A 20,352-nucleotide genomic window follows, 5' to 3' on the forward strand; every position below is an offset into this window, starting at 1 on the left:
ATGAAAATTGATTCCTACAAAACAGTTTTAGAAGCTAGTGAAGGTATACTCCATAAAGACAAAAAGAGTAAGTTTTTTGGCTATGTTTTTCCTATTAACTCTGAAGAAGAGGTAAAACCACTTATTGAGTACTTAAAAAAGGAGCATCATACAGCTGGACATGTTTGTTATGCTTGGCAATTGGGTACAGATAAAGTAAGCTACAGAGCAAATGACGATGGAGAACCTAATAATTCTGCTGGAATGCCTATTTATGGGCAAATTCAAGCTTTTAAGGCCACTAATGTGTTAGTTGCCGTGGCGCGTATATATGGGGGTACAAAATTAGGTGTCGGAGGACTCATTCAGGCTTATAAAACTACCGCCCAATTAGCCTTGGATTCTGCAACTATTGTCGAAAAGCTGATTGAAATGAGGTTTAAAATAACTTTTGAATATTCTGAAATGGATATTGTAATGAGAACTATCAAACAGTTGAACATCAATATTATATCACAGCATTTAGAAAAAGATTGTGAAATCATAATTTCTAAACGAAGAAGCGAAAGTGAAACAATCTGGAATCGCTTTAAAGAAATACATAAAGTATTTATAAAAAGAATAGATTAAAAATCTAGTTTTTCCAAAATATAATCAGGACATTTTATGGGTTTATTTTTTATCTTATCCATAAATGCTAAAACAGTATTTGCTTCCACCAACAAATCCCTAGTACTATTATAGATTTTGTAGTCAAATTCAATCTTGACCAAGGGCTTTTTTTTCAGAATCGTTTCCACAGTAATTAAATCATCATATTTAGCAGATTTTATGTACTTCAATTGTAAGTTAATTACTGGTAATTGTATTCCATTGTCCTCCATTGACTTGTAGGTAACGCCCAAATCCCTTAGCCACTCTACTCTTCCCATTTCCAAGTATTGTGCATAGTTCCCATGATAGACTATTCCCATCTGGTCAGTTTCTCCATATCGTACTCGGAAAGAAAGTTTGTGATTCTTCATGTTTTTAGCTGAAAAAGTATATATTTATAGGCTTTGTAAAGCCGACGGGAACATGCAAAAAAAAAAGTACAAATTCAACCTACAATGATTTTTTTTTTAGGTTTTTTGTTCACATATTTGTCGCTCCCATTTGATACGGGAAATCCCTTGAAAAGTTTTAATCTTAAAGCTTAAAATACTAACCAACAAACAAAGGAATTACTTTTATGAGTGTTACTGCATCTTCCGTTTGGAACAACTGTTTGGCTTTTATCGAGGATAATATCCAACCGCAGGCATTCAAAACTTGGTTTTTACCAATCAAACCTGTTAGACTAACTGATAATGCATTGAGCATTCAGGTTCCCAGTAAGTTTTTTTACGAGTGGCTTGAGGAACACTATGTAAAACTTTTAAAAGTAGCATTGACCAAAGAGTTGGGTTCCAATGCTAAATTGGTTTACATTATAAAGATGGAAAACAAATATGGTAATAGCGAGCCCTTTACCGAAAAGATACCCAGTTCTAATCGTTCGGCGATGGCACCGCAAGAGCTTGATGTACCAATAACTTCTAAGAACCCAGAGTTAAAAAATCCTTTTGTCATCCCTGGGATTCGCAATATAAAAATTGAATCTCAGCTCAATCCAAATTACAATTTCGAAAACTTCTTAGAAGGAGATTCCAATCGTCTGGCAAGATCAGCTGGAATGGCCGTGGCAAACAAGCCTGGTGGCACCTCTTTTAACCCCTTGCTCATTTTTGGCGGGGTTGGACTAGGAAAAACCCATTTGGCCCACGCTATTGGTGTTGAGATAAAAGATAAATATCCAGAACGTACTGTATTATATATCTCTGCAGAGAAATTTACTCAACAGTATATAGAATCTGTAAAAAAGAATACCAGAAACGATTTTATACATTTCTATCAATTGATAGATGTTTTGCTTATTGATGACGTTCAGTTTTTATCAGGCAAATCTGGGACCCAAGATGTATTTTTCCATATTTTCAATCACCTGCACCAAAATGGAAAGCAGGTCATATTAACATCCGATAAAGCACCTGTAGATATGCAAGATATTGAGCAGCGTCTTTTATCACGTTTTAAGTGGGGGCTTTCAGCAGAGTTACAGACTCCAGATTATGAAACACGGGTTTCCATCCTTAAAAACAAGTTATATCGTGACGGTGTAGAAATGCCCGAAGACATTATAGATCACGTTGCCAAAAATATCAAGACAAATATTAGAGAGCTCGAAGGTGCAATCATATCCTTGATTGCGCAATCTTCCTTTAATAAAAGAGAAGTTACTTTAGAACTAGCACAGCAAGTAGTTGAGAAGTTTGTTAAGAATACAAAGAGAGAAGTCTCTATCGATTACATCCAAAAAGTAGTCTCTGATTACTTTGAAATGGACGTGGCAACTTTACAGTCCAAGACCAGGAAACGCCATATCGTGCAGGCCAGACAATTGGCTATGTTTTTTGCCAAAAAGTTCACGAAAGCTTCTTTGGCAAGCATTGGTTCACAAATTGGAAAACGAGACCATGCAACTGTTCTACATGCTTGTAAAACTGTGGATAACCTTGCCGAAACTGACAAACAATTTCGAAAGTACATTGAAGATCTCAACAAAAAGTTTACCTAATTCACTATATAAATGACCAAAGTTTTAATGGTGTGCCTTGGCAATATCTGTAGGTCTCCATTAGCAGAGGGAATTTTACAATCAAAAGTAAATCCAGATTTAGTATTTGTAGATTCTGCTGGTACTGGTGGTTTTCATATTGGAAATCAACCAGACGAACGTTCTATAGTCGTTGCTAAAAAATATGGTTTAGATATTTCCCAACAACGTTGTAGAAAATTTTCTTTGTCCGATTTCGACAAATTTGACCTTATCTATGTAATGGACAAGAGCAATTATGCCAATGTAATCACAAAAGCGAAAACAGATTCCGATAAGGAGAAGGTGAAATTGCTGTTAGAGGAATGCAATTCAGGTGTTCAAGAAGTCCCCGACCCTTATTATGGTGGAGATGACGGGTTTGAAAAAGTATACAAACTCATTGAAGGTGCCTGCGATATAATTGCCAAAAAAATAAATGGAGATGGCCAAAACTAATTCTAACTCGGAGAAAGGTAAATTATATTTAATCCCCACTACTTTAGGGGATAGCGCTCCTTTAGAAGTCCTACCAATTTCAATAAAAAGAGCAATAGAGAATATTGACCATTATATTGCCGAGAATGAAAAAACTGCTAGAAGGTTTATAAAAAAGTTAAGCACCAATAAGCCTCAAGGGGGTTTACATTTTGAAACCTTAAACAAGTTCACAGAACCTTCAGAAATACCAAATTACTTGAATCCGTGCCACAACGGATTGGATGTTGGACTATTGTCTGAAGCAGGTTGTCCCGCAATCGCTGACCCTGGCGCAAATGTTGTAAGCATTGCACATGATAAAAAAATTCAAGTAGTCCCACTGGTTGGTCCTTCTTCCATTTTGTTGGCCATGATGGCAAGCGGCATGAACGGTCAGAGCTTTGCGTTTAATGGGTACCTACCTATTGATAATGCAGAGCGGAAAAATAGAGTTAAAAAGTTTGAGCGTTTATCAAAAGAAACTGGACAAGCACAGATTTTTATTGAAACTCCATACAGAAATGACAAACTTCTTACTGAACTCATCAGGCTACTGCATCAAAATACCAAGTTATGCATAGCTGCTGATATAAGTCTACAAACTGAGACTATATATACAAAGTCTATTCAAGAATGGAAAAATGTATCTATAGACCTTCACAAAAGACCTGCAATTTTTATCATCCAAGCATAAAAGCCCAAAGCATAAAATGCTTTAGGGCTTTTCTTTCCCGATCTTAATTTTGTTAAATTCTAGGGTTATGTATTGGTTTAACTAAAGAAGTATCATACCCTCCAAATTTTTTAATATAGTGTGCAACAGTAGTTCCATAAGCATCGGAAAAATCGTTTTTTCCGTAAGAACGAAGATACTTTTTAACATTACCCGCACCGGCTAAGTGTGCAGCCGCCACAATACCGGACTCAGAAATTACAGTCCCGTTAATTCGCTTACCGACAAATCGTTTGATATCACGTCTTAAAATCCACTTATTTCGAGAGACATTTAATTCAAAAATATTTTCTTGAAGTATAGGGTTGTTCAAAAAATCTTCCGAATTATAAACTCCCATTAGCTTTAGCGTATTTATACCAAATTGGTACTTACCCAAATAGCCCAAAGTATTTATCGCCTTGTAATCTCCTTGCGATTCTTTAAAAGCAACCGCCTCTTTAAAGCCTTGAAACCCTTTCTTTAAGAAAATCGTATTCGAGATATAAGAAACATCTTGTAACTGTGGTTTAGGGAATTCTGCCATGTAGTAACCTGTTACACGGGAACTCTCTGGAAGCGTAACTTCTTTTACACTAACCACCTTTTTTCCAAAACTGGTCAAAACCACAATAATTACCAGATGACCTAAAAAACTGACCCATCTTTTCATAGTTCAAAATTTTAATTGCTGAAGAAATCAGCAGATTTAAATTTGAGGGGGCAAATATAGTGGGGGAAATTTGTTGATTTGTGTTAAAGCTCCTAAGATTTTCTTAAAACAAGCCCAAATTACGTTAAGCTGTGGTAAAAAATCGCCAAAAAGACCTTATCGCCTGATTCTCTGGTTGTTCAACCATCGGACGTACTGTGCTTTATTTCGGTTATGCTGTGCCAAAGTCTTTGCAAACATGTGATATCCGAAGTTAGAAACATCAGCTACAAAGTATAAATAATCGTGCTTTTCTGGATTCAAAACTGCATTTATCGATGAAATATCTGGCATTGTAATAGGCCCTGGGGGCAATCCTGAGTTCTTATATGTGTTGTATGGAGAATCAATTTCCAAATCTCTGTACAATACCCTCTTGATTATGGTATCATAATTCCCTGTTTCCTTTTTAATGGCAAAAATAACTGTTGGGTCTGCTTGCAGCGGTATTCCTTTCTTTAGACGATTAAGATAGACACCAGCTACCTTTGGGCGTTCATCTACTTTTGCAGTCTCTTTTTGAACAACGGCAGCTAAAGCGGCTACTTTAGTAGGTGTTAAATTAAGTGTTTGGGCTTTTGCTTTTCGCTCATCATTCCAAAAACGCTGATATTCTTTAAGCATTCTACCACGAAAATCTTTAGCATTGGTATTCCAGAAGAACTCATAGGTGTTTGGCAAATACATCGATAGTTTAGTATTCTCATTAAAGTTATTCTCTCCTAAAAAACCACTTTCATTGAATGCTCCAACCAAAGAAATACTATCTGCTTCAATTTGGGAAGCAATTCTACCAGCAAGTGATTCTACAGTTTCTTGATTGTTAAAAGATACTTTTACTGGAATATTTTGACTTCGTAAAGAATTTACAATGTCGTTGTTGTTCATTCCTTTAGTTATGGAATATTTACCACCCCTAATATTTGAAGCATATCCTTTACGCTCGGCAACCGCTTCAAATGTGTCCCAATCCTCTAATAAGGGTGCAAGTTGTTCTTTGACATCACTTATGGAAGCATCCGAAGGAATATAAATATATGCTTCCTTATTTTCAAAACTGGTGTTGGGTGTAAATATGGCATTATATATATTGTATGCGAAAAATCCACAAGTAACCAATCCTAGAATGGCGGTAGCCCAAATTACTTTCTTTAAGTTCTTCAAGGTTTTATCTTTTGATATAAAATTTCGTTTTTGAATTCACCATCAGATAATATCCAATCTTTCTTTATTCCACTTTTTTTGAAACCTTTCTTTTCAAAAAGTCGGATACTGGGAACATTATCTTCTAAAATATTGGCATATAATTGATGAAGATTTAAGGTAGAAAATAAATATTTTGACACTATTTCCAACACCTCTTCCCCTACTCCTTTCTTCCTATGTTTTTCTTCTAAAATAATTATTCCGACTCCAGCACGTAAATTCTTTGGGTCAAAGTCAAATATATCTAAAAGTCCAATCGTAGTGTCATCAATATTACATATAGCCAAACGAAGTTGTTTCACCTCATAAATATCTCTATGGGCATTATCCAGATACAACTTTAGCACCCCTTTAGAATAAGGAGTTAAAGTACCGCTTACTTCCCAAACGTTGGGATTATTTTCAAGCTCATATAGAAAGTCAAGGTCATTTGATTCTAGAGCTCTTAAATAAACATGATTGCCCTTTAAACTCAACATGAAATCTCTCCTTTAAATACAAAATTGGCCTTACCTATTAGATTTACGTTCGTATAAACACCATTTTCATGGTCAAATGTAACTTCTAGCTTTCCGCCTTTGGTGTGAATATAAATGTGATTGTCATTAGCTTTACCCGTATGATGCATTGCTAATGCCACTGCAGTTACGCCCGTGCCACAAGAAAGCGTTTCATCCTCAACACCTCGTTCATAAGTTCTAATTTCAAATGTATTGGAATTAACTGCTTTCACAAAATTAATATTGCAACCAGCTTGTCCGTAAATTCCATAACGTAGTTTTGCTCCTTCTTTTACCACATCCAGTTCATTTAAACCCTCAACAAATTGAACATGATGCGGAGAGCCCGTATCTAAAAATAGGTACTTTGATTTTGCCTTTATGTCATCAACATCTATCATCTGTAAAGTAACTACATCACCTTCTATTATGGCTTTATGTATCCCATCAATTGCATTAAAAGTGGTTGCATTTTCAATGACTCCCATTTTTTTTGCAAAAGCTACTATACATCTCCCACCATTACCGCACATAGAGCTTTCATTCCCATCAGAATTGTAATAAACCATCTTAAAGTCTGACAATTCGTCATTTTCCAATAGAATTAGACCATCAGCGCCAATGCCAAATTTTCGGTCACATAAAAAAGCTATCAATTTGGTATTGTTTTTGGGGAAAATTTGTTGGCGATTATCAACAAGCACAAAATCGTTTCCTGTGCCTTGATACTTGTAAAATATAAGCTGCATACCAAAAATCATCGAACAAAGATACTATATTCTTTAAGGTTTCTTTTGCAGTTAAAAGAGCGTTAAACTGTTAAAATCAATTTTAAAATTCGACTATTTTTAGACAAGCTAAATGTTAAAACAAAACTTTGAACATGAAAAGAACAGCAAATTTATTTTTAGTTGCCCTAATGGCAGGGGGAATTACTCTAGGTTCATACAAACTATTTTTTGAAAAAGAATCCTACAAATACGTATCGGAAGATAGTGGAGGTTCATTTATTACAACAAGCAATCTTACTACTTCGGCTAGTGGTGCAGGAATAAATGAAGTAGACTTTACCATTGCCGCAGAAAAAACAGTAAATGCTGTAGTTCATGTTAAAAATATGGCATTGGTTCAACGTAATCCTGTTGCACAGTTCTTTTATGGTTCCGAAGCCACGCAAAAACCTCAGGTTGGTACTGGTTCCGGAGTTATTATTTCCCCAGATGGTTACATAGTAACCAATAACCATGTAATAGATAGGGCTACAAAACTAGAAGTTACCCTTAACAATAATAAAAGCTATGAAGCCGAAGTTGTTGGTGCAGATGCAAACTCAGATATTGCCCTCCTGAAAATAGATGTTGAAAATTTACCCTATTTAGCTTTTGGAGATTCTGACAATGCAAAAATTGGGGAATGGGTTTTGGCAGTTGGGAATCCCTTTAACCTAACATCAACGGTTACAGCGGGTATCGTAAGTGCTAAAGCTCGTTCATTAGCGGTTGCCCGCAATCAATCTTTTATTCAAACTGATGCTGCAGTAAATCCAGGAAATAGTGGCGGTGCTTTGGTGAATACTAATGGTGATTTAATTGGAATAAACACTGCAATCACTTCCCAAACTGGATCTTATGTAGGTTATTCATTTGCAGTACCCAGTAATATTGCGAAAAAAGTGGTTGACGATCTGCTAGAATTTGGCAACGTACAAAAAGGTATATTGGGGGTTTCTGCTTTAAACGTCAACACACCTGAAGCTCGTGAAAGAGGAATCGATGAAATACAAGGTGTATATATCTCCAGAGTTGAAGAAGAATCTGGTGCTCAGGATGCGGGTCTGGAAGAAGGAGATGTTATTAAACAAGTGGATAATGTGAAAGTGACCAAGTTCTCAGAGCTAACCGGCTACCTATCTGCTAAACGTCCTGGTGATAAGGTAGAAGTTCTAATTGACAGGGATGGTAAAAGGATGACAATTCCAGTAACATTAAAAAAGAACCAAATGGTAGATGTTCCGGTAATGGGATTCAGAGTTAAAAATCTATCAGAAAAAGATAAAAAACAATACAAACTAGATAGTGGAGTAAAAATTGTTGCTGTGCCACAACAGTACTTAAACTATGATTTAGTAGGCAAGGTTATCATAAAAGTGGATGATAGTGAAATTGATGATATAGATGATGCAAAAAGTGTTTTTGATAAAATTTCTAGATACGGTAGTACAAGCATCACTTTAATTGCTGATGATGGGGAACGTGAGCGCTTAATTTTTCAGTAATCATAACCTTATAGAACAAAAAAACGCCTCTTGAGAGGCGTTTTTTATTTATTGAATTTCCTTTTACGAAAACGTTTGAAATAACTACTTTTGCGCAAAATTTAAACAACCAGCATATCTATTATGGGTGACATCAAGTCTTACGAAAAAGAATTGGCTTTTCAGGCCGATAGAAGAAAAGCTACTACAGAATTTATTAAGTTAATAAGCGATTTATGGTACGATAAATCGATTGAAGTAGTTCTTTTTAAGAACCAAGTGATTGATAAAAATGTAAGTGAGATTATCAACTTACATGAATATGCTGGCGAATTTGTACAAAAACCAATCTCAATTTTTGACTCAGTAGAACTTCTAAGGGCCATAAATGATATAAAAATGCCTGCAGCCAAATTGGATATAGGCAAGCTAACTTATGAATATCATTCTCAAGAGAACAGTCACTTAAATGTGAAGGCTTTTGTGTTAGATAAACTTAATGATTCCAAAGACTCAAAACATATTAAACCAAAAGATGTTGTTTTGTACGGCTTTGGAAGAATAGGTCGTTTGCTAGCACGTGAATTAATGGCGAAAACTGGGAAAGGAAACCAACTTCGTCTCCGAGCAATAGTAACTCGAGGAGAGATAAATGATGAGGTTTTAGAAAAAAGGGCTGCATTAATGCGAACAGATTCTGTCCATGGTCAATTTAGTGGGACAGTTGAAATCGATTCTAACAAAAAGGCTTTGTTAATCAATGGAACTACAGTATACATTATTAGTGCGGATAAACCTGAAAATATTGATTACACCAAATATGGAATTTATAATTCATTGATAATTGATAATACAGGTGCCTTTAGGGACAAAACAGCATTATCCCGACATCTAGAAGCAAAAGGAGCCAATCGCGTACTATTGACGGCTCCTGGCAAGGAAGTGCCCAATATTGTCCATGGCGTAAACCATAAAGAGTATAACCCAGATACCACTAAGATTTTTTCTGCAGCATCATGTACCACTAACGCTATCACACCTATATTAAAGGTAATCGAAGATTCGTTAGGTATAAAAAAAGGGCATTTAGAAACTATTCATGCCTATACGAATGACCAAAATTTAGTGGACAATATGCATTCTAAATATCGTCGTGGTCGAGCAGCAGCCCTAAATATGGTAATTACTGAGACTGGAGCTGGAAAAGCAGTTGCCAAAGCACTACCCGCATTGGAAGGTAAGCTAACTTCTAATGCTATCAGAGTTCCGGTGCCCAATGGTTCACTTGCAATCTTAAATTTAGAAGTAAAAACCAAGACCTCCCAAGAAGCTGTAAACACGATACTTAAAAAATATGCCTTAGAAGGTGATTTGGTAGAACAAATAAAGTATTCATTGAGCAACGAACTGGTATCTTCAGATATCGTTGGTACTTCTGCTCCCTCAATCTATGACAGTAAGGCAACACAGATATCTGCTGATGGAAAAAATATAGTACTTTATATCTGGTATGATAATGAATATGGGTACTCCCACCAAGTAATTAGATTGGCAAAATATATAGCCAAAGTAAGACGCTATACCTATTATTAGACATTAAGAAATAACGAGGTAAATTCATTTTTGGTGATTTATTTTATTGATGTACCTTCGTTTTGCTCTAAATCGAAAGTAAAAGTAGAACCCCTATGAAAAAAATTATCCTTTTTTTAGGTGGATTATGGTTAATGTCCAATCCTCTAAATACGTATGCGCAGTCACAAGAAAATCAAGACGACTCAAGTATTAATAGCCAATTTGAGACCCTAATAAGAAAGTCCACCAATTATAGGCAAGCTGGAAAACGCTACGAAGTAGTTCGCCTGATAGAACTCGAAGCACTAAGAAAGAATATCTTAGACTCTATTTCAACTTCTAATTCCAACATAATTGAGCTTAAATCAACAATTGCGGAGAACGAAACTAATATCAGTTCTTTAAATGCCAAACTGGATGAGACCACAAAAAATCTTAACCAATTGACAGAGGAAAAGGACAGTATGTCCTTTTTTGGCGCCATGGTTTCCAAAGGCACTTATAAACTCATAGTATGGTCTATCATTTTTGGCCTTCTTTCCTTCTTGCTATTTTTTATCTACCGATTTAAGAACAGTAACTTCTTAACACAACAAGCGAAATCTGCTCTAGCTGATGTTGAAGAAGAATTTGAACAACACAGAAGAAGGGCTCTGGAAAGAGAGCAAAAAATAAGTCGTCAACTACAAGACGAAATCAACAAGAATAAAAAAGGGGCTTAATCCTACATAAATGATAAGGATAATTAAAGCATCAGAAGAACATATTGCTTTAATTGTTCCACTATTTGATGATTATCGGATTTTTTATGACCAAGATTCAGATAAAGAAAGGGCAAGTTTGTTCCTTGAAAAAAGGTTGAAATCTGATGAATCCATAATTTTTTTGGTCTTAGATGATGATGTTCCAATTGGGTTTACACAGCTATATACTACTTTCTCGTCTGTATCAATGGAATCGTTTTATATTTTAAATGATTTATATGTCCTATCCAAATTTAGGGGTAAAGGTGTTGGAGAAAGCTTGCTTGAGCGAGCCAAAGAACAATGCAAGCTTATGAATTACAAAGGATTGGCTCTGGAAACTTCAGTCAATAATCCGGCCCAACATTTGTATGAAAGATTAGACTGGAAAAAAGACATAGAACATTTCCGTTATTTCTGGTCTTCTCCAAAAAATTAATAATGCCTTATTTTTGCATTCTATAAGCAGTCATTATGCGTATTGATATTATTACAGTTTTGCCAGAATTGCTTAAAAGCCCTTTTGAAGCTTCAATCTTAAAACGGGCCATACAAAAAAAATTAGTTGAGGTTCATCTACATAATTTAAGGGATTTTTCAATCGGCAATTACAATCAGGTCGATGATTATCAATTTGGCGGCGGTGCTGGAATGGTACTAATGGCCGAACCAATTGATAAATGTATATCTAATTTAAAGAGCGAAAGAGATTATGATGAAATCATATACATGTCGCCAGACGGTGAAACTTTAAACCAGGGTATGGCCAACAATCTGTCCCTTAAAAAAAATATTATCATTCTTTGTGGGCATTATAAAGGTGTGGATCAAAGAGTAAGAGATCTTTTCATCACCAAAGAAATTTCTATTGGCGATTACGTATTATCAGGTGGTGAGCTTGCTGCAGCTGTAGTCTCTGATACCATTATCCGGTTACTGCCTGGAGTCTTAAATGACGAAACCTCTGCATTGACAGACACTTTTCAAGATAACCTTTTAGCACCGCCCGTATATACCAGGCCATCAGATTATAAGGGGCACAAAGTTCCTGAAGTCTTACTTAGCGGTAACTTTCCAAAAATTGAAAAATGGCGCGAGGAACAAGCTTTAAAAAGAACAGAAAAACTAAGACCAGATTTATTAGAATAACATGACTGATATTAACCCAATATATATTATCGGAGGTATAATAGGATTTTTAGCCCAACTCGCATTGCTCGCTATTTGTATTTTATTGGTCTACAAACGTAAAAATGGAGCAACAATAATAATGCTGATAGGCAGTATTTTGATTGTATTATCTCATGTTTCAAATCTGATTTGGCCTATAATTGCAAGCAGAAATGGTCCGGAAAACCTAGCAAAGTCAGTTATGGTGTTGAACTTTCTCGGCACTATTCCGTATATCGTCTTTACAATTGGGTTTGGCCTTTTTGTGATCAAGCATATAAAAAAGTAACCTATCCTATTTATAATCACAAAAAATACAGGAAAACTATTGTCAGTTTTAAATTAAGAACTAATTTTGCAAACCATTAAGGTTAACCTCTGACGAAAATCGTGAATGTTGATTTTATAAAATTTTAAATCGATTCAAAGAAATGGAATCTTTAATAAAGTTTGTTGAAAACGAATTCGTAGAGAAAAAAGAATTTCCAAAATTCTCTGCAGGTGACACTATAACTGTATACTACGAAATTAAAGAAGGTGAAAAAACAAGAACCCAGTTTTTTAAGGGTGTAGTAATCCAACGTCGTGGGAGCGGTGCTACGGAAACTTTCACAATAAGAAAAATGTCTGGTACTGTTGGTGTAGAACGTATTTTCCCGGTGAACATGCCAGCCTTACAAAAAGTGGAAATCAATAAGAAAGGTAAAGTTAGAAGGTCAAGAATCTTCTATTTCAGAGGACTTACAGGTAAGAAAGCAAGAATCAAAGAGGTTCGTTCGTAACTACTTGCAAAACAAATTAAAAGCACTCATTGAAAGATGGGTGTTTTTTTATGAACAATTGTTAATAACCATCGTTCATAATATGTTGATTTTTAAATTGTTATAATTCTTGCACAACTAAAATTTAATTATACTTTTATATAAGAATTAAGAGATGTGGCAACATAACTTGAAATTCTTTTAAGGTTGACGTTCTTTAAAATATTGTTCGCTTAAATTTTAGTTAGTAACACTACTGATCAAAGAATAAGCTTATCAATATAAATGCTTAGGCAATATAAATTGATGAATGTGATTTTTGTGTGCGATTAGAAGAGCAATTTTCTTTTCTGACAAAAATTAAGAACAATAACCAGTGACATCATTGCGGTTTGATTGAAAAATTAAAAGCAAGATGAACCTAAACGTTGAAATACTTGTAGATGTGGCCCAAGGCCGAAATCATGTGGCAACATACGATTTAAAGTCTCTAAAGTATTTGCAAAAAAGCCATGTCAATGTACTTGTACGATGATATGGCTTTTATCTTTTTAATATTTTTTATTGGAATAGCCCTCACTTCAAGGTTTTTCCATGCAATCTACTTGGTTAATATTGTATATTTGCACCGCTAAAATTAATTCTACAAGATGGCAAAAATACTATATACAAAGACCGATGAAGCTCCATCATTGGCAACCCAATCTTTTTTACCAATAGTTAAAGCATTTACTAGCACTGCCAACATATCAATAGAAACAAAAGACATTTCACTAGCTGGTCGTATTATTTCTGCCTTTCCAGAATTTTTGAAAGAAGAACAAAGAATTTCTGATGATTTGGCAGATTTAGGAAAAATAGCCAAAACCCCTGAAGCCAACATAATAAAGCTTCCCAACATAAGTGCTTCAATACCCCAATTAACTGAAGCGATTGTGGAACTCCAAAAGCATGGATATAATCTACCTGATTATCCTTCTGAGCCAAAAACAGAAGAAGAAAAAGAGATTAAGCTTCGTTACGATAAAATAAAAGGAAGTGCCGTTAACCCAGTGTTACGGGAAGGAAACTCAGATAGACGAGCTCCAAAAGCAATTAAGAATTACGCCAAAAAGAATCCGCACAAAATGGGCGCATGGTCCAAAGATTCTAAAACACACGTGGCCACTATGGTTTCTGGTGATTTTAGGTCAAATGAAAAATCAATCACCTTGGAAAAGGCTACAGAGGTTTGTGTAGTATTGGAAAACTCGAATGGCGAAAAAACTACTCTAAAAGATGAAATTGCACTTCAATCAGGTGAGGTAATTGATGCTACTGTTCTTAGCAAAAATGCTCTGTTAGAGTTTTTAAGAAAAGAAATAGCTGATGCCAGGGAGGATAACATTCTGCTTTCATTACACTTGAAAGCTACAATGATGAAGGTTTCTGACCCAATTATATTCGGTCATGCGATGGAATCTTATTTTAGTGATGTATTTACAAAATATGCAGACACTTTCGAAAAACTAGGTATTAATTCAAATAATGGTCTAGAAAGCCTTTTTGATAAATTAGAATCTTTACCAACTTCACAAAAAGAAGAAATTACAAATGCTATTGCAGAAACTATTTCGAATGGTCCAGATTTAGCTATGGTAAATTCCGATAAAGGAATTACCAATCTACATGTACCTAGCGATGTGATAATTGATGCTTCAATGCCTGCAATGATTCGTAATTCGGGCCAAATGTGGAATAAAGATGGAGATTCAAAAGATACAAAGGCTGTTATTCCAGATAGTAGCTATGCAGGCATATACCAAGCCACCATAGATTTTTGCAAAGAACACGGTGCTTTTGACCCAACTACAATGGGCACGGTCCCCAATGTTGGACTAATGGCCCAGAAAGCTGAAGAATATGGCTCACATGATAAAACTTTTGAAATAAAAGAAGCTGGAACAGTTAAGGTGATTGACAAAACTACAGGCTCCGGTTTAATAGAACATAATGTCGAAGAAGGTGATGTCTGGAGAATGTGCCAAGTAAAAGACGCTCCAATACAGGACTGGGTCAAATTGGCCGTGTCCCGTGCAAGAGCATCAAATACACCTGCTGTATTTTGGTTGGACAAGGATAGAGCGCATGATGCCGAGTTGATTAAAAAAGTGAATGCATATTTACCGAATCATGATACCGCAGGATTAGAGCTACATATCCTATCCCCTATTGAAGCAACACTTTTTACCTTGGAACGTATTAAGGATGGGAAAGATACGATCTCTGTTTCTGGAAATGTACTACGTGACTACCTAACGGATTTATTCCCAATTCTTGAAGTAGGCACTAGCGCAAAAATGTTGTCTATAGTCCCTTTGATGAACGGCGGTGGACTTTTTGAGACCGGTGCTGGTGGGTCTGCCCCTAAGCATGTGGAACAGTTTCTTGAAGAAGGCCATCTTAGATGGGATTCTTTAGGAGAATTTTTAGCACTAGGCGTATCATTGGAGCATTATGGAGAAAAAAATGGTAACGAAAAAGCTTCGATTCTAGCAACAGCTTTGGATGATGCTACAGAAAAGTTTTTGGACAAAGACAGATCTCCATCAAGGAAAGTAAATGAATTGGATACGAGAGGAAGTCACTTTTATTTGGCCATGTATTGGGCAGAAGCTTTGGCTGCCCAAGATAAAAACCAAGATTTAAAGAATAGATTCGAGAAAATTGATGAACTTTTCAAAAAAAGAGAACAGCAAATTTTAAAGGAGCTAATTGATGCCCAAGGTACTTCTATCGACATTGGTGGTTATTATCTTGCTGATAGCAATAAAGTATCAACAGCTATGAGGCCGAGTAATAGTTTTAATCAGGTTTTGGAAGCAATTAGACAATAAGAGTGTTTTTTGATTTTACGTTATGCACTTACATGATTTAATTCCTTAATTTTATGAAAATACATCAATCAAATGCCCAACATACGCTCAGTACTATTCCTTGTACTACTGCTATTATCTTTTTTTTCTTTTTCCCAACAGCGTTTTACCATTAGTGGTACTATTACTGAGGCTTCAAGTAATGAAACATTAATTGGTGTTACTGTTGCCATATCAGAACTTAAAACGGGAACTACAACAAACGAATATGGCTTTTATTCCATTTCACTACCAAAAGGGGATTACGAGGTTGTTGTAAGCTATTTAGGCTTTAAGGATATTTCTCAAAAAATATCTCTTGATGCAAATAAGAAAATAAATTTTAAGCTCACAGAAGAAGCGGAGCAATTAGCAGAGGTAATTGTATCAGAAGATGTAGAACGATTAGATATTAGAAAGCCTCAAATGAGCGTGAACGCTCTAAAAGTTCAAACCATAAAAAAAATACCTGTTGTTTTAGGAGAAGCAGATGTTATAAAATCACTTTTGTTACTTCCTGGAGTAACAAGTGCTGGTGAAGCTTCATCTGGATTCAATGTTCGCGGGGGGGCAGCTGACCAGAACCTAATTCTATTAGATGAAGCGACTATATTTAATTCTTCTCATTTATTTGGTTTCTTTTCTGTTTTCAACCCAGATGCCATAAAAGATATTAAGCTTTTTAAAGGCGGGATACCGTCTCGTTACGGAGGAAGAGTTTCATCTGTACTGGAAATTTTTCAACGAGAAGGGAATAGTAAAGAGACCAAATTTACTGGTGGAATTGGTGCCGTGGCAAGCAGATTGCTCATAGAGGGTCCTATTATTAAAGACCGTACAGCTTTTTTGGCAGGTGGAAGAGCTTCATATGCTCATCTATTTCTTCCTCTATTTGATGTAAATAATAAAGCTTATTTCTATGATGTCAACACCAAAATAAGTCATAAGATAAACGATAACAATAGTATCTATCTTTCTGGTTATTTTGGCAGAGATGTTTTTAGCATTAACGATAATTTTGTGAATGTTTATGGAAACGCTGTGGGGAATTTCAGGTGGAACCATTTGTTCTCCGACAAGTTGTTTTCGAATCTATCTTTAATTTATTCCGATTATTTTTATGGCTTAGAATTAGATTTTGTAGGTTTTGAATGGGATTCAGGTATCCAAAACTTTAATCTTAAATATGATTTAAAACACTACCTAAACGATAAATTACAAATTAATTATGGGCTAAATAACATCTATTACGTTTTCAACCCAGGTAAAATTATACCCAACAGTCCAGAATCTGGAATTGTAGAAGACCAACTTACTAAAAAGTATGCAAACGAAGCCGCTTTTTACGTGGATATTGAACAGAAAGTAACAGAAAGCCTAAGCGTAAATTATGGATTAAGGGTAAGCCATTTCAATAGGTTAGGTCAAGATGAATTGTTTGTTTATCAAAATAATCAACCCGTAGTTTTTGATCCTTTTCAACTAGTTTACACAGAAGCAACTCCAATAGATACCATAAACCCGGGCAGAGGAACTAATTTATCTAGTTTTACTAATCTAGAGCCAAGAGTATCTCTTGCATATACGCTCAATAAAAGAAACTCAGTAAAAGCAAGTTATACAAGACTGGCCCAATACCTACATTTATTATCAAACACAAGCTCTCCTACACCATTAGACGTATGGACGCCAAGTGGACCATTCATTGAACCACAGCTACTTGACCAATATGCATTAGGTTATTTTAGGAATATAAATAATGGTGAATATTCTTTAGAAGTTGAAGGTTTTTATAAAGACATCGAAAACCGTATCGATTATATAGATGGAGCAGATTTAATTGCCAACGACGCCATTGAACAAGTTATTCTTAACGGTGAGGCTAGAGCTTATGGTTTGGAATTTCTGTTACGGAAAAATGAAGGTAGATTTCAAGGGTGGGTGGCATATACTATATCCAAATCTGAGCAGAGAACTCCTGGGCGTGATCCAGTTGTTGATAACGGTAGGTCTAATTTAGAATCAGGTATAAATTTTGGGGAATGGTACAATACTCCGTACGATAAAACCCATGACATTGCCTTGTATGGAAATTATGACCTAAATAATAGTTGGAGCTTTAATTCTAACTTTATATTCCAAACTGGACAACCCACAAATTTTCCTGTCGGACAATTTGAATTTGAAGGCTTAGTAGTTCCATTTTTTGGACTGCGAAATCAAACACGTTTACCAAATTATCATAGGTTGGATATCGCAGCCACATTTAAACCAAAGAAGAATAAAAATCGGAATTTTCAATCTGAATGGGTATTTAGTGTTTACAATATTTATAATAGGATGAATGCAGCTTCAATAAATTTTAGACAAAACCAAGATACAGGAAGAAATGAGGCCATAAGAACTTCCATATTTGGTATTGTGCCCTCGGTAACCTATAATTTTAAATTTTAATGATGAAAAAGATACCATACTATTTTATACTATTCTTTTTGACATTATCATGCGAAGATGTAATAGAGGTTAATTTACCGTCTACAGAATCTAAATTGGTTGTAGATGCTTTGTTTCGAGTGGATGTTGCTGAAGAGTATGTCCCTGTTGAGGTAAAAACAACAGTAACCACTAGTTTTTTTGAACAAAGTGAACCAACTCAACTATCCAGTGCAATTATTTTTTATGGCATCCCCTTAGAGGATGACCCAAGCCTCTTTGAAGAAGTTTTTAGCTCTTCATTAGCTGAATCAGAACCAGGAAGCGGAATTTACATCCCAGACCCAAATTTTGACGGAGATCAACGAATAAGTACTTCTATACTTGAACCAGGTATGGTTTTTCAGTTGATTATTGAACACGAAGGTAAAAGATACTTTGCAACAACTACATATGTAACAGTGCCACCTATTGATAATATAGAGCAAGGAACAAATACTCTTTTTGATGAAGAAGATATAGAAATACTAGTAACATTTACAGATGTCCCAGATATTGAAAATTACTATATTTTTGATTTCGACTTTAATGAATTCTTAGCATTAGATGACCAGTTTATTGATGGTCAACAATTTGAGTTTTCATATTTCTACGACAAAAGCTTAGAACCTGGAGATGAAGTTGAAATAAGCATTTTAGGAGCTGACCAGCCATTTTTTAATTATATGGACTTATTGTTAGAACAAACTGAAGATACTGGTGGTGTTTTTGAAACTCCAGCAGCCACAGTCCGAGGTAATGTCTTTGATATTACAGGACTTGACAATATTAACATATTTGACAATGTGGAAAGACCAGAATCTTTTGCACTAGGATATTTTGCAGTCGTGCAAGAATTTAAACAATCTATAACCATAGAATAGTTACAATAGCAAACGAAGCAATAACACAACTCCAATTCCTGTCAATCCCTGAAATAATGTAGCAACAGTATGTCCTTTTAATGCAGTTTTTACATCCATGTTTGAAAACTGCGAAACGACCCAAAAATAACTGTCATTAATATGTGATACGGTCATTGCCCCAGCTCCTATAGCCAAAACACTAAGTGCTGTATCCATTCCCTCATCCAATCCAAAAGTTTCCAATAAAGGTGCAATGATAGCCGCGGTAGTTATTATTGCGACTGTAGAAGAGCCTTGAGCTGATTTTAAAGTGGCAGCGATAAGAAAACAGATAAGTAGGCCTCCAAAACCAGAAGTCGATTGTAAATTAAGCATTTCATTAATATCTATGGTTCTAAGTATAGCACCAAAAGCGCCACCTGCTCCTGTAATCAAAATAATAAGCCCTGCTTGCTTAAGAGCATTTAAAATCCATTCATTTCTTAAATCTCTGGCAGCAGATTTTGCTAATAAAAAAGATAAAAACACCCCTATCAATAGTGCAATTATTGGGTTGCCGAAAAAGGTGATTACATCAAATAGAAAACCCTCACCCAATGGTTTTGTTGGATAATCTGCAATAGATTTTAAAGCAATGAGCAACATAGGTACAAACAAGGGCAAAAAAGCCTGAAAAGGTTTCACATTATACTGTGCTTGTTCATTTTTTACCTCTTGAGATTTATCAACAGCTTTAGTTAAAGGGGCTGTTTTTAAAGACTTTCCTATATACATCGCCCAGAAATAGCCTGCTATGGAAACTGGTATGGCAACTACAAGGCCAAGCAAAAGAACACTTCCCAAATCAGCATCTAAAATAGCTGCCGCAGCTAAAGGTCCAGGTGTTGGAGGAACAAATACATGTGCCGCATATAAACCAGTAGCCAATGCGACAGCAAATATTAATATTGGAATCCCAGTTTTCTTGTTCAATGCTTTATTTAAAGAGGAAAGAATAATAAATCCGGAGTCACAAAAAACAGGTATGGAAATAATAAAGCCCGCAAGATTCAGGGCAAGGGGGGATTTTTTTAATCCAACCCATTTTAAGACTGTATTTGCCAAGACTTTTGTACTTCCTGTCTTTTCCAGAAAAACCCCTATTATAGTCCCAAAAGCAATCACGAGACCAATTCCAGATAATGTTTTTCCAAAACCTTCTCCAATAGTCTTCATGATGGTTTCAGGTTTTAATCCAAGTAAAAAACCTGAAATTATAGCGGCAATAACTAAAGATAAAACGGGATGCATTTTATATCTTACAGTTGCTACGATAATGAATATAATTACTAAGAGAAGTATCAATAATTCCATA

General features: G+C 35.4%; 20 protein-coding genes. 14 read left to right on the plus strand and 6 right to left on the minus strand.

Annotated features, from left to right (window positions below; translation table 11 throughout):
• Window positions 1–609, plus strand: a complete 609-nt coding sequence (locus tag AACP56_RS02295; protein ID WP_339333870.1) for an IMPACT family protein — start codon at window positions 1–3, stop codon at window positions 607–609.
• Here the strand turns inward: AACP56_RS02295 and AACP56_RS02300 are convergent.
• Window positions 606–1,004: an acyl-CoA thioesterase gene (locus AACP56_RS02300; protein WP_339333868.1), complete on the minus strand. Its 399-nt coding sequence runs from the start codon at window positions 1,002–1,004 to the stop codon at window positions 606–608. The genes AACP56_RS02295 and AACP56_RS02300 overlap by 4 nt on opposite strands.
• A 206-nt stretch (window positions 1,005–1,210) precedes the next feature.
• On the opposite strand from AACP56_RS02300, the gene dnaA reads away from it, so the two are divergent.
• Genes dnaA through AACP56_RS02315 form a run of 3 tightly spaced genes read left to right on the plus strand, consistent with a single transcriptional unit; the run spans window position 1,211 to window position 3,827 of the window.
• Complete coding sequence (dnaA, locus tag AACP56_RS02305) at window positions 1,211–2,635, plus strand: chromosomal replication initiator protein DnaA (protein ID WP_339333866.1); 1,425 nt, start codon at window positions 1,211–1,213, stop codon at window positions 2,633–2,635.
• 12 nt (window positions 2,636–2,647) lie between these two features.
• Entirely contained in the window at window positions 2,648–3,112 is a 465-nt protein-coding gene (locus AACP56_RS02310) for a low molecular weight protein-tyrosine-phosphatase (protein WP_339333863.1), read from the plus strand.
• Window positions 3,099–3,827: an SAM-dependent methyltransferase gene (locus AACP56_RS02315; protein ID WP_339333861.1), complete on the plus strand. Its 729-nt coding sequence runs from the start codon at window positions 3,099–3,101 to the stop codon at window positions 3,825–3,827. The genes AACP56_RS02310 and AACP56_RS02315 overlap by 14 nt, the downstream gene beginning before the upstream one ends.
• A 52-nt stretch (window positions 3,828–3,879) precedes the next feature.
• On the opposite strand, the gene AACP56_RS02320 is transcribed toward AACP56_RS02315, so the two are convergent.
• The 4 genes from AACP56_RS02320 to dapF form a co-directional block, all read right to left on the minus strand.
• The gene (locus tag AACP56_RS02320) at window positions 3,880–4,518 is read right to left on the minus strand and encodes a hypothetical protein (protein WP_339333858.1); all 639 of its coding nucleotides are present in this window, start codon (window positions 4,516–4,518) and stop codon (window positions 3,880–3,882) included.
• Window positions 4,519–4,674: 156 nt separating this feature from the next.
• Entirely contained in the window at window positions 4,675–5,721 is a 1,047-nt protein-coding gene (mltG, locus tag AACP56_RS02325; protein WP_339333856.1) for an endolytic transglycosylase MltG, read from the minus strand.
• Complete coding sequence (locus AACP56_RS02330; protein ID WP_339333853.1) at window positions 5,718–6,242, minus strand: GNAT family N-acetyltransferase; 525 nt, start codon at window positions 6,240–6,242, stop codon at window positions 5,718–5,720. Before AACP56_RS02330 ends, mltG begins: the two co-directional genes overlap by 4 nt.
• Window positions 6,236–7,012 carry a diaminopimelate epimerase gene (dapF, locus tag AACP56_RS02335; RefSeq protein ID WP_339333851.1) on the minus strand — a complete coding sequence of 259 codons (777 nt, stop codon included), beginning with the start codon at window positions 7,010–7,012 and terminating at the stop codon, window positions 6,236–6,238. The genes AACP56_RS02330 and dapF overlap by 7 nt, the downstream gene beginning before the upstream one ends.
• Before the next feature lie 134 nt (window positions 7,013–7,146).
• Here dapF and AACP56_RS02340 point away from each other — a divergent pair, with 134 nt between their 5' ends.
• The 10 genes from AACP56_RS02340 to AACP56_RS02385 all read left to right on the plus strand — a co-directional run bounded on the left by AACP56_RS02340 (window position 7,147) and on the right by AACP56_RS02385 (window position 19,016).
• A complete protein-coding gene (locus AACP56_RS02340) occupies window positions 7,147–8,538 on the plus strand; it encodes a S1C family serine protease (RefSeq protein WP_339333848.1) in 1,392 nt (463 codons plus the stop codon).
• A gap of 123 nt (window positions 8,539–8,661) precedes the next feature.
• Window positions 8,662–10,110 carry a glyceraldehyde-3-phosphate dehydrogenase gene (locus tag AACP56_RS02345; RefSeq protein WP_339333846.1) on the plus strand — a complete coding sequence of 483 codons (1,449 nt, stop codon included), beginning with the start codon at window positions 8,662–8,664 and terminating at the stop codon, window positions 10,108–10,110.
• A gap of 95 nt (window positions 10,111–10,205) precedes the next feature.
• Window positions 10,206–10,814, plus strand: coding sequence for a tRNA (guanine-N1)-methyltransferase (locus tag AACP56_RS02350; RefSeq protein WP_339333844.1), 609 nt, complete (start codon window positions 10,206–10,208; stop codon window positions 10,812–10,814).
• Window positions 10,815–10,824: 10 nt separating this feature from the next.
• Window positions 10,825–11,274 carry a GNAT family N-acetyltransferase gene (locus tag AACP56_RS02355; RefSeq protein WP_339333841.1) on the plus strand — a complete coding sequence of 150 codons (450 nt, stop codon included), beginning with the start codon at window positions 10,825–10,827 and terminating at the stop codon, window positions 11,272–11,274.
• A 35-nt stretch (window positions 11,275–11,309) separates the two neighbouring features.
• Window positions 11,310–11,984 carry a tRNA (guanosine(37)-N1)-methyltransferase TrmD gene (gene trmD, locus AACP56_RS02360; RefSeq protein WP_339333839.1) on the plus strand — a complete coding sequence of 225 codons (675 nt, stop codon included), beginning with the start codon at window positions 11,310–11,312 and terminating at the stop codon, window positions 11,982–11,984.
• 1 nt (window position 11,985) lies between these two features.
• On the plus strand, window positions 11,986–12,294 hold the full coding sequence (locus AACP56_RS02365; RefSeq protein WP_339333836.1) for a hypothetical protein: 309 nt from the start codon (window positions 11,986–11,988) through the stop codon (window positions 12,292–12,294).
• Window positions 12,295–12,436: 142 nt separating this feature from the next.
• The gene (rplS, locus tag AACP56_RS02370) at window positions 12,437–12,787 is read left to right on the plus strand and encodes a 50S ribosomal protein L19 (protein WP_339333834.1); all 351 of its coding nucleotides are present in this window, start codon (window positions 12,437–12,439) and stop codon (window positions 12,785–12,787) included.
• A 629-nt stretch (window positions 12,788–13,416) separates the two neighbouring features.
• Window positions 13,417–15,642 (plus strand): NADP-dependent isocitrate dehydrogenase, encoded by a 2,226-nt coding sequence (locus AACP56_RS02375; protein ID WP_339333831.1) that lies wholly within the window; start codon window positions 13,417–13,419, stop codon window positions 15,640–15,642.
• A 72-nt stretch (window positions 15,643–15,714) separates the two neighbouring features.
• Window positions 15,715–18,114, plus strand: coding sequence for a TonB-dependent receptor (locus AACP56_RS02380; protein ID WP_339333829.1), 2,400 nt, complete (start codon window positions 15,715–15,717; stop codon window positions 18,112–18,114).
• Window positions 18,115–18,116: 2 nt separating this feature from the next.
• A complete protein-coding gene (locus AACP56_RS02385) occupies window positions 18,117–19,016 on the plus strand; it encodes a DUF4249 family protein (protein WP_339333826.1) in 900 nt (299 codons plus the stop codon).
• Here AACP56_RS02385 and AACP56_RS02390 read toward each other — a convergent pair whose 3' ends face one another.
• The gene (locus AACP56_RS02390; RefSeq protein ID WP_339333824.1) at window positions 19,017–20,351 is read right to left on the minus strand and encodes a GntP family permease; all 1,335 of its coding nucleotides are present in this window, start codon (window positions 20,349–20,351) and stop codon (window positions 19,017–19,019) included.
• Window position 20,352: the final 1 nt, after the last annotated feature.

Source organism: Croceitalea sp. MTPC6 (assembly GCF_036985525.1).
GTDB lineage: Bacteria > Bacteroidota > Bacteroidia > Flavobacteriales > Flavobacteriaceae > Croceitalea.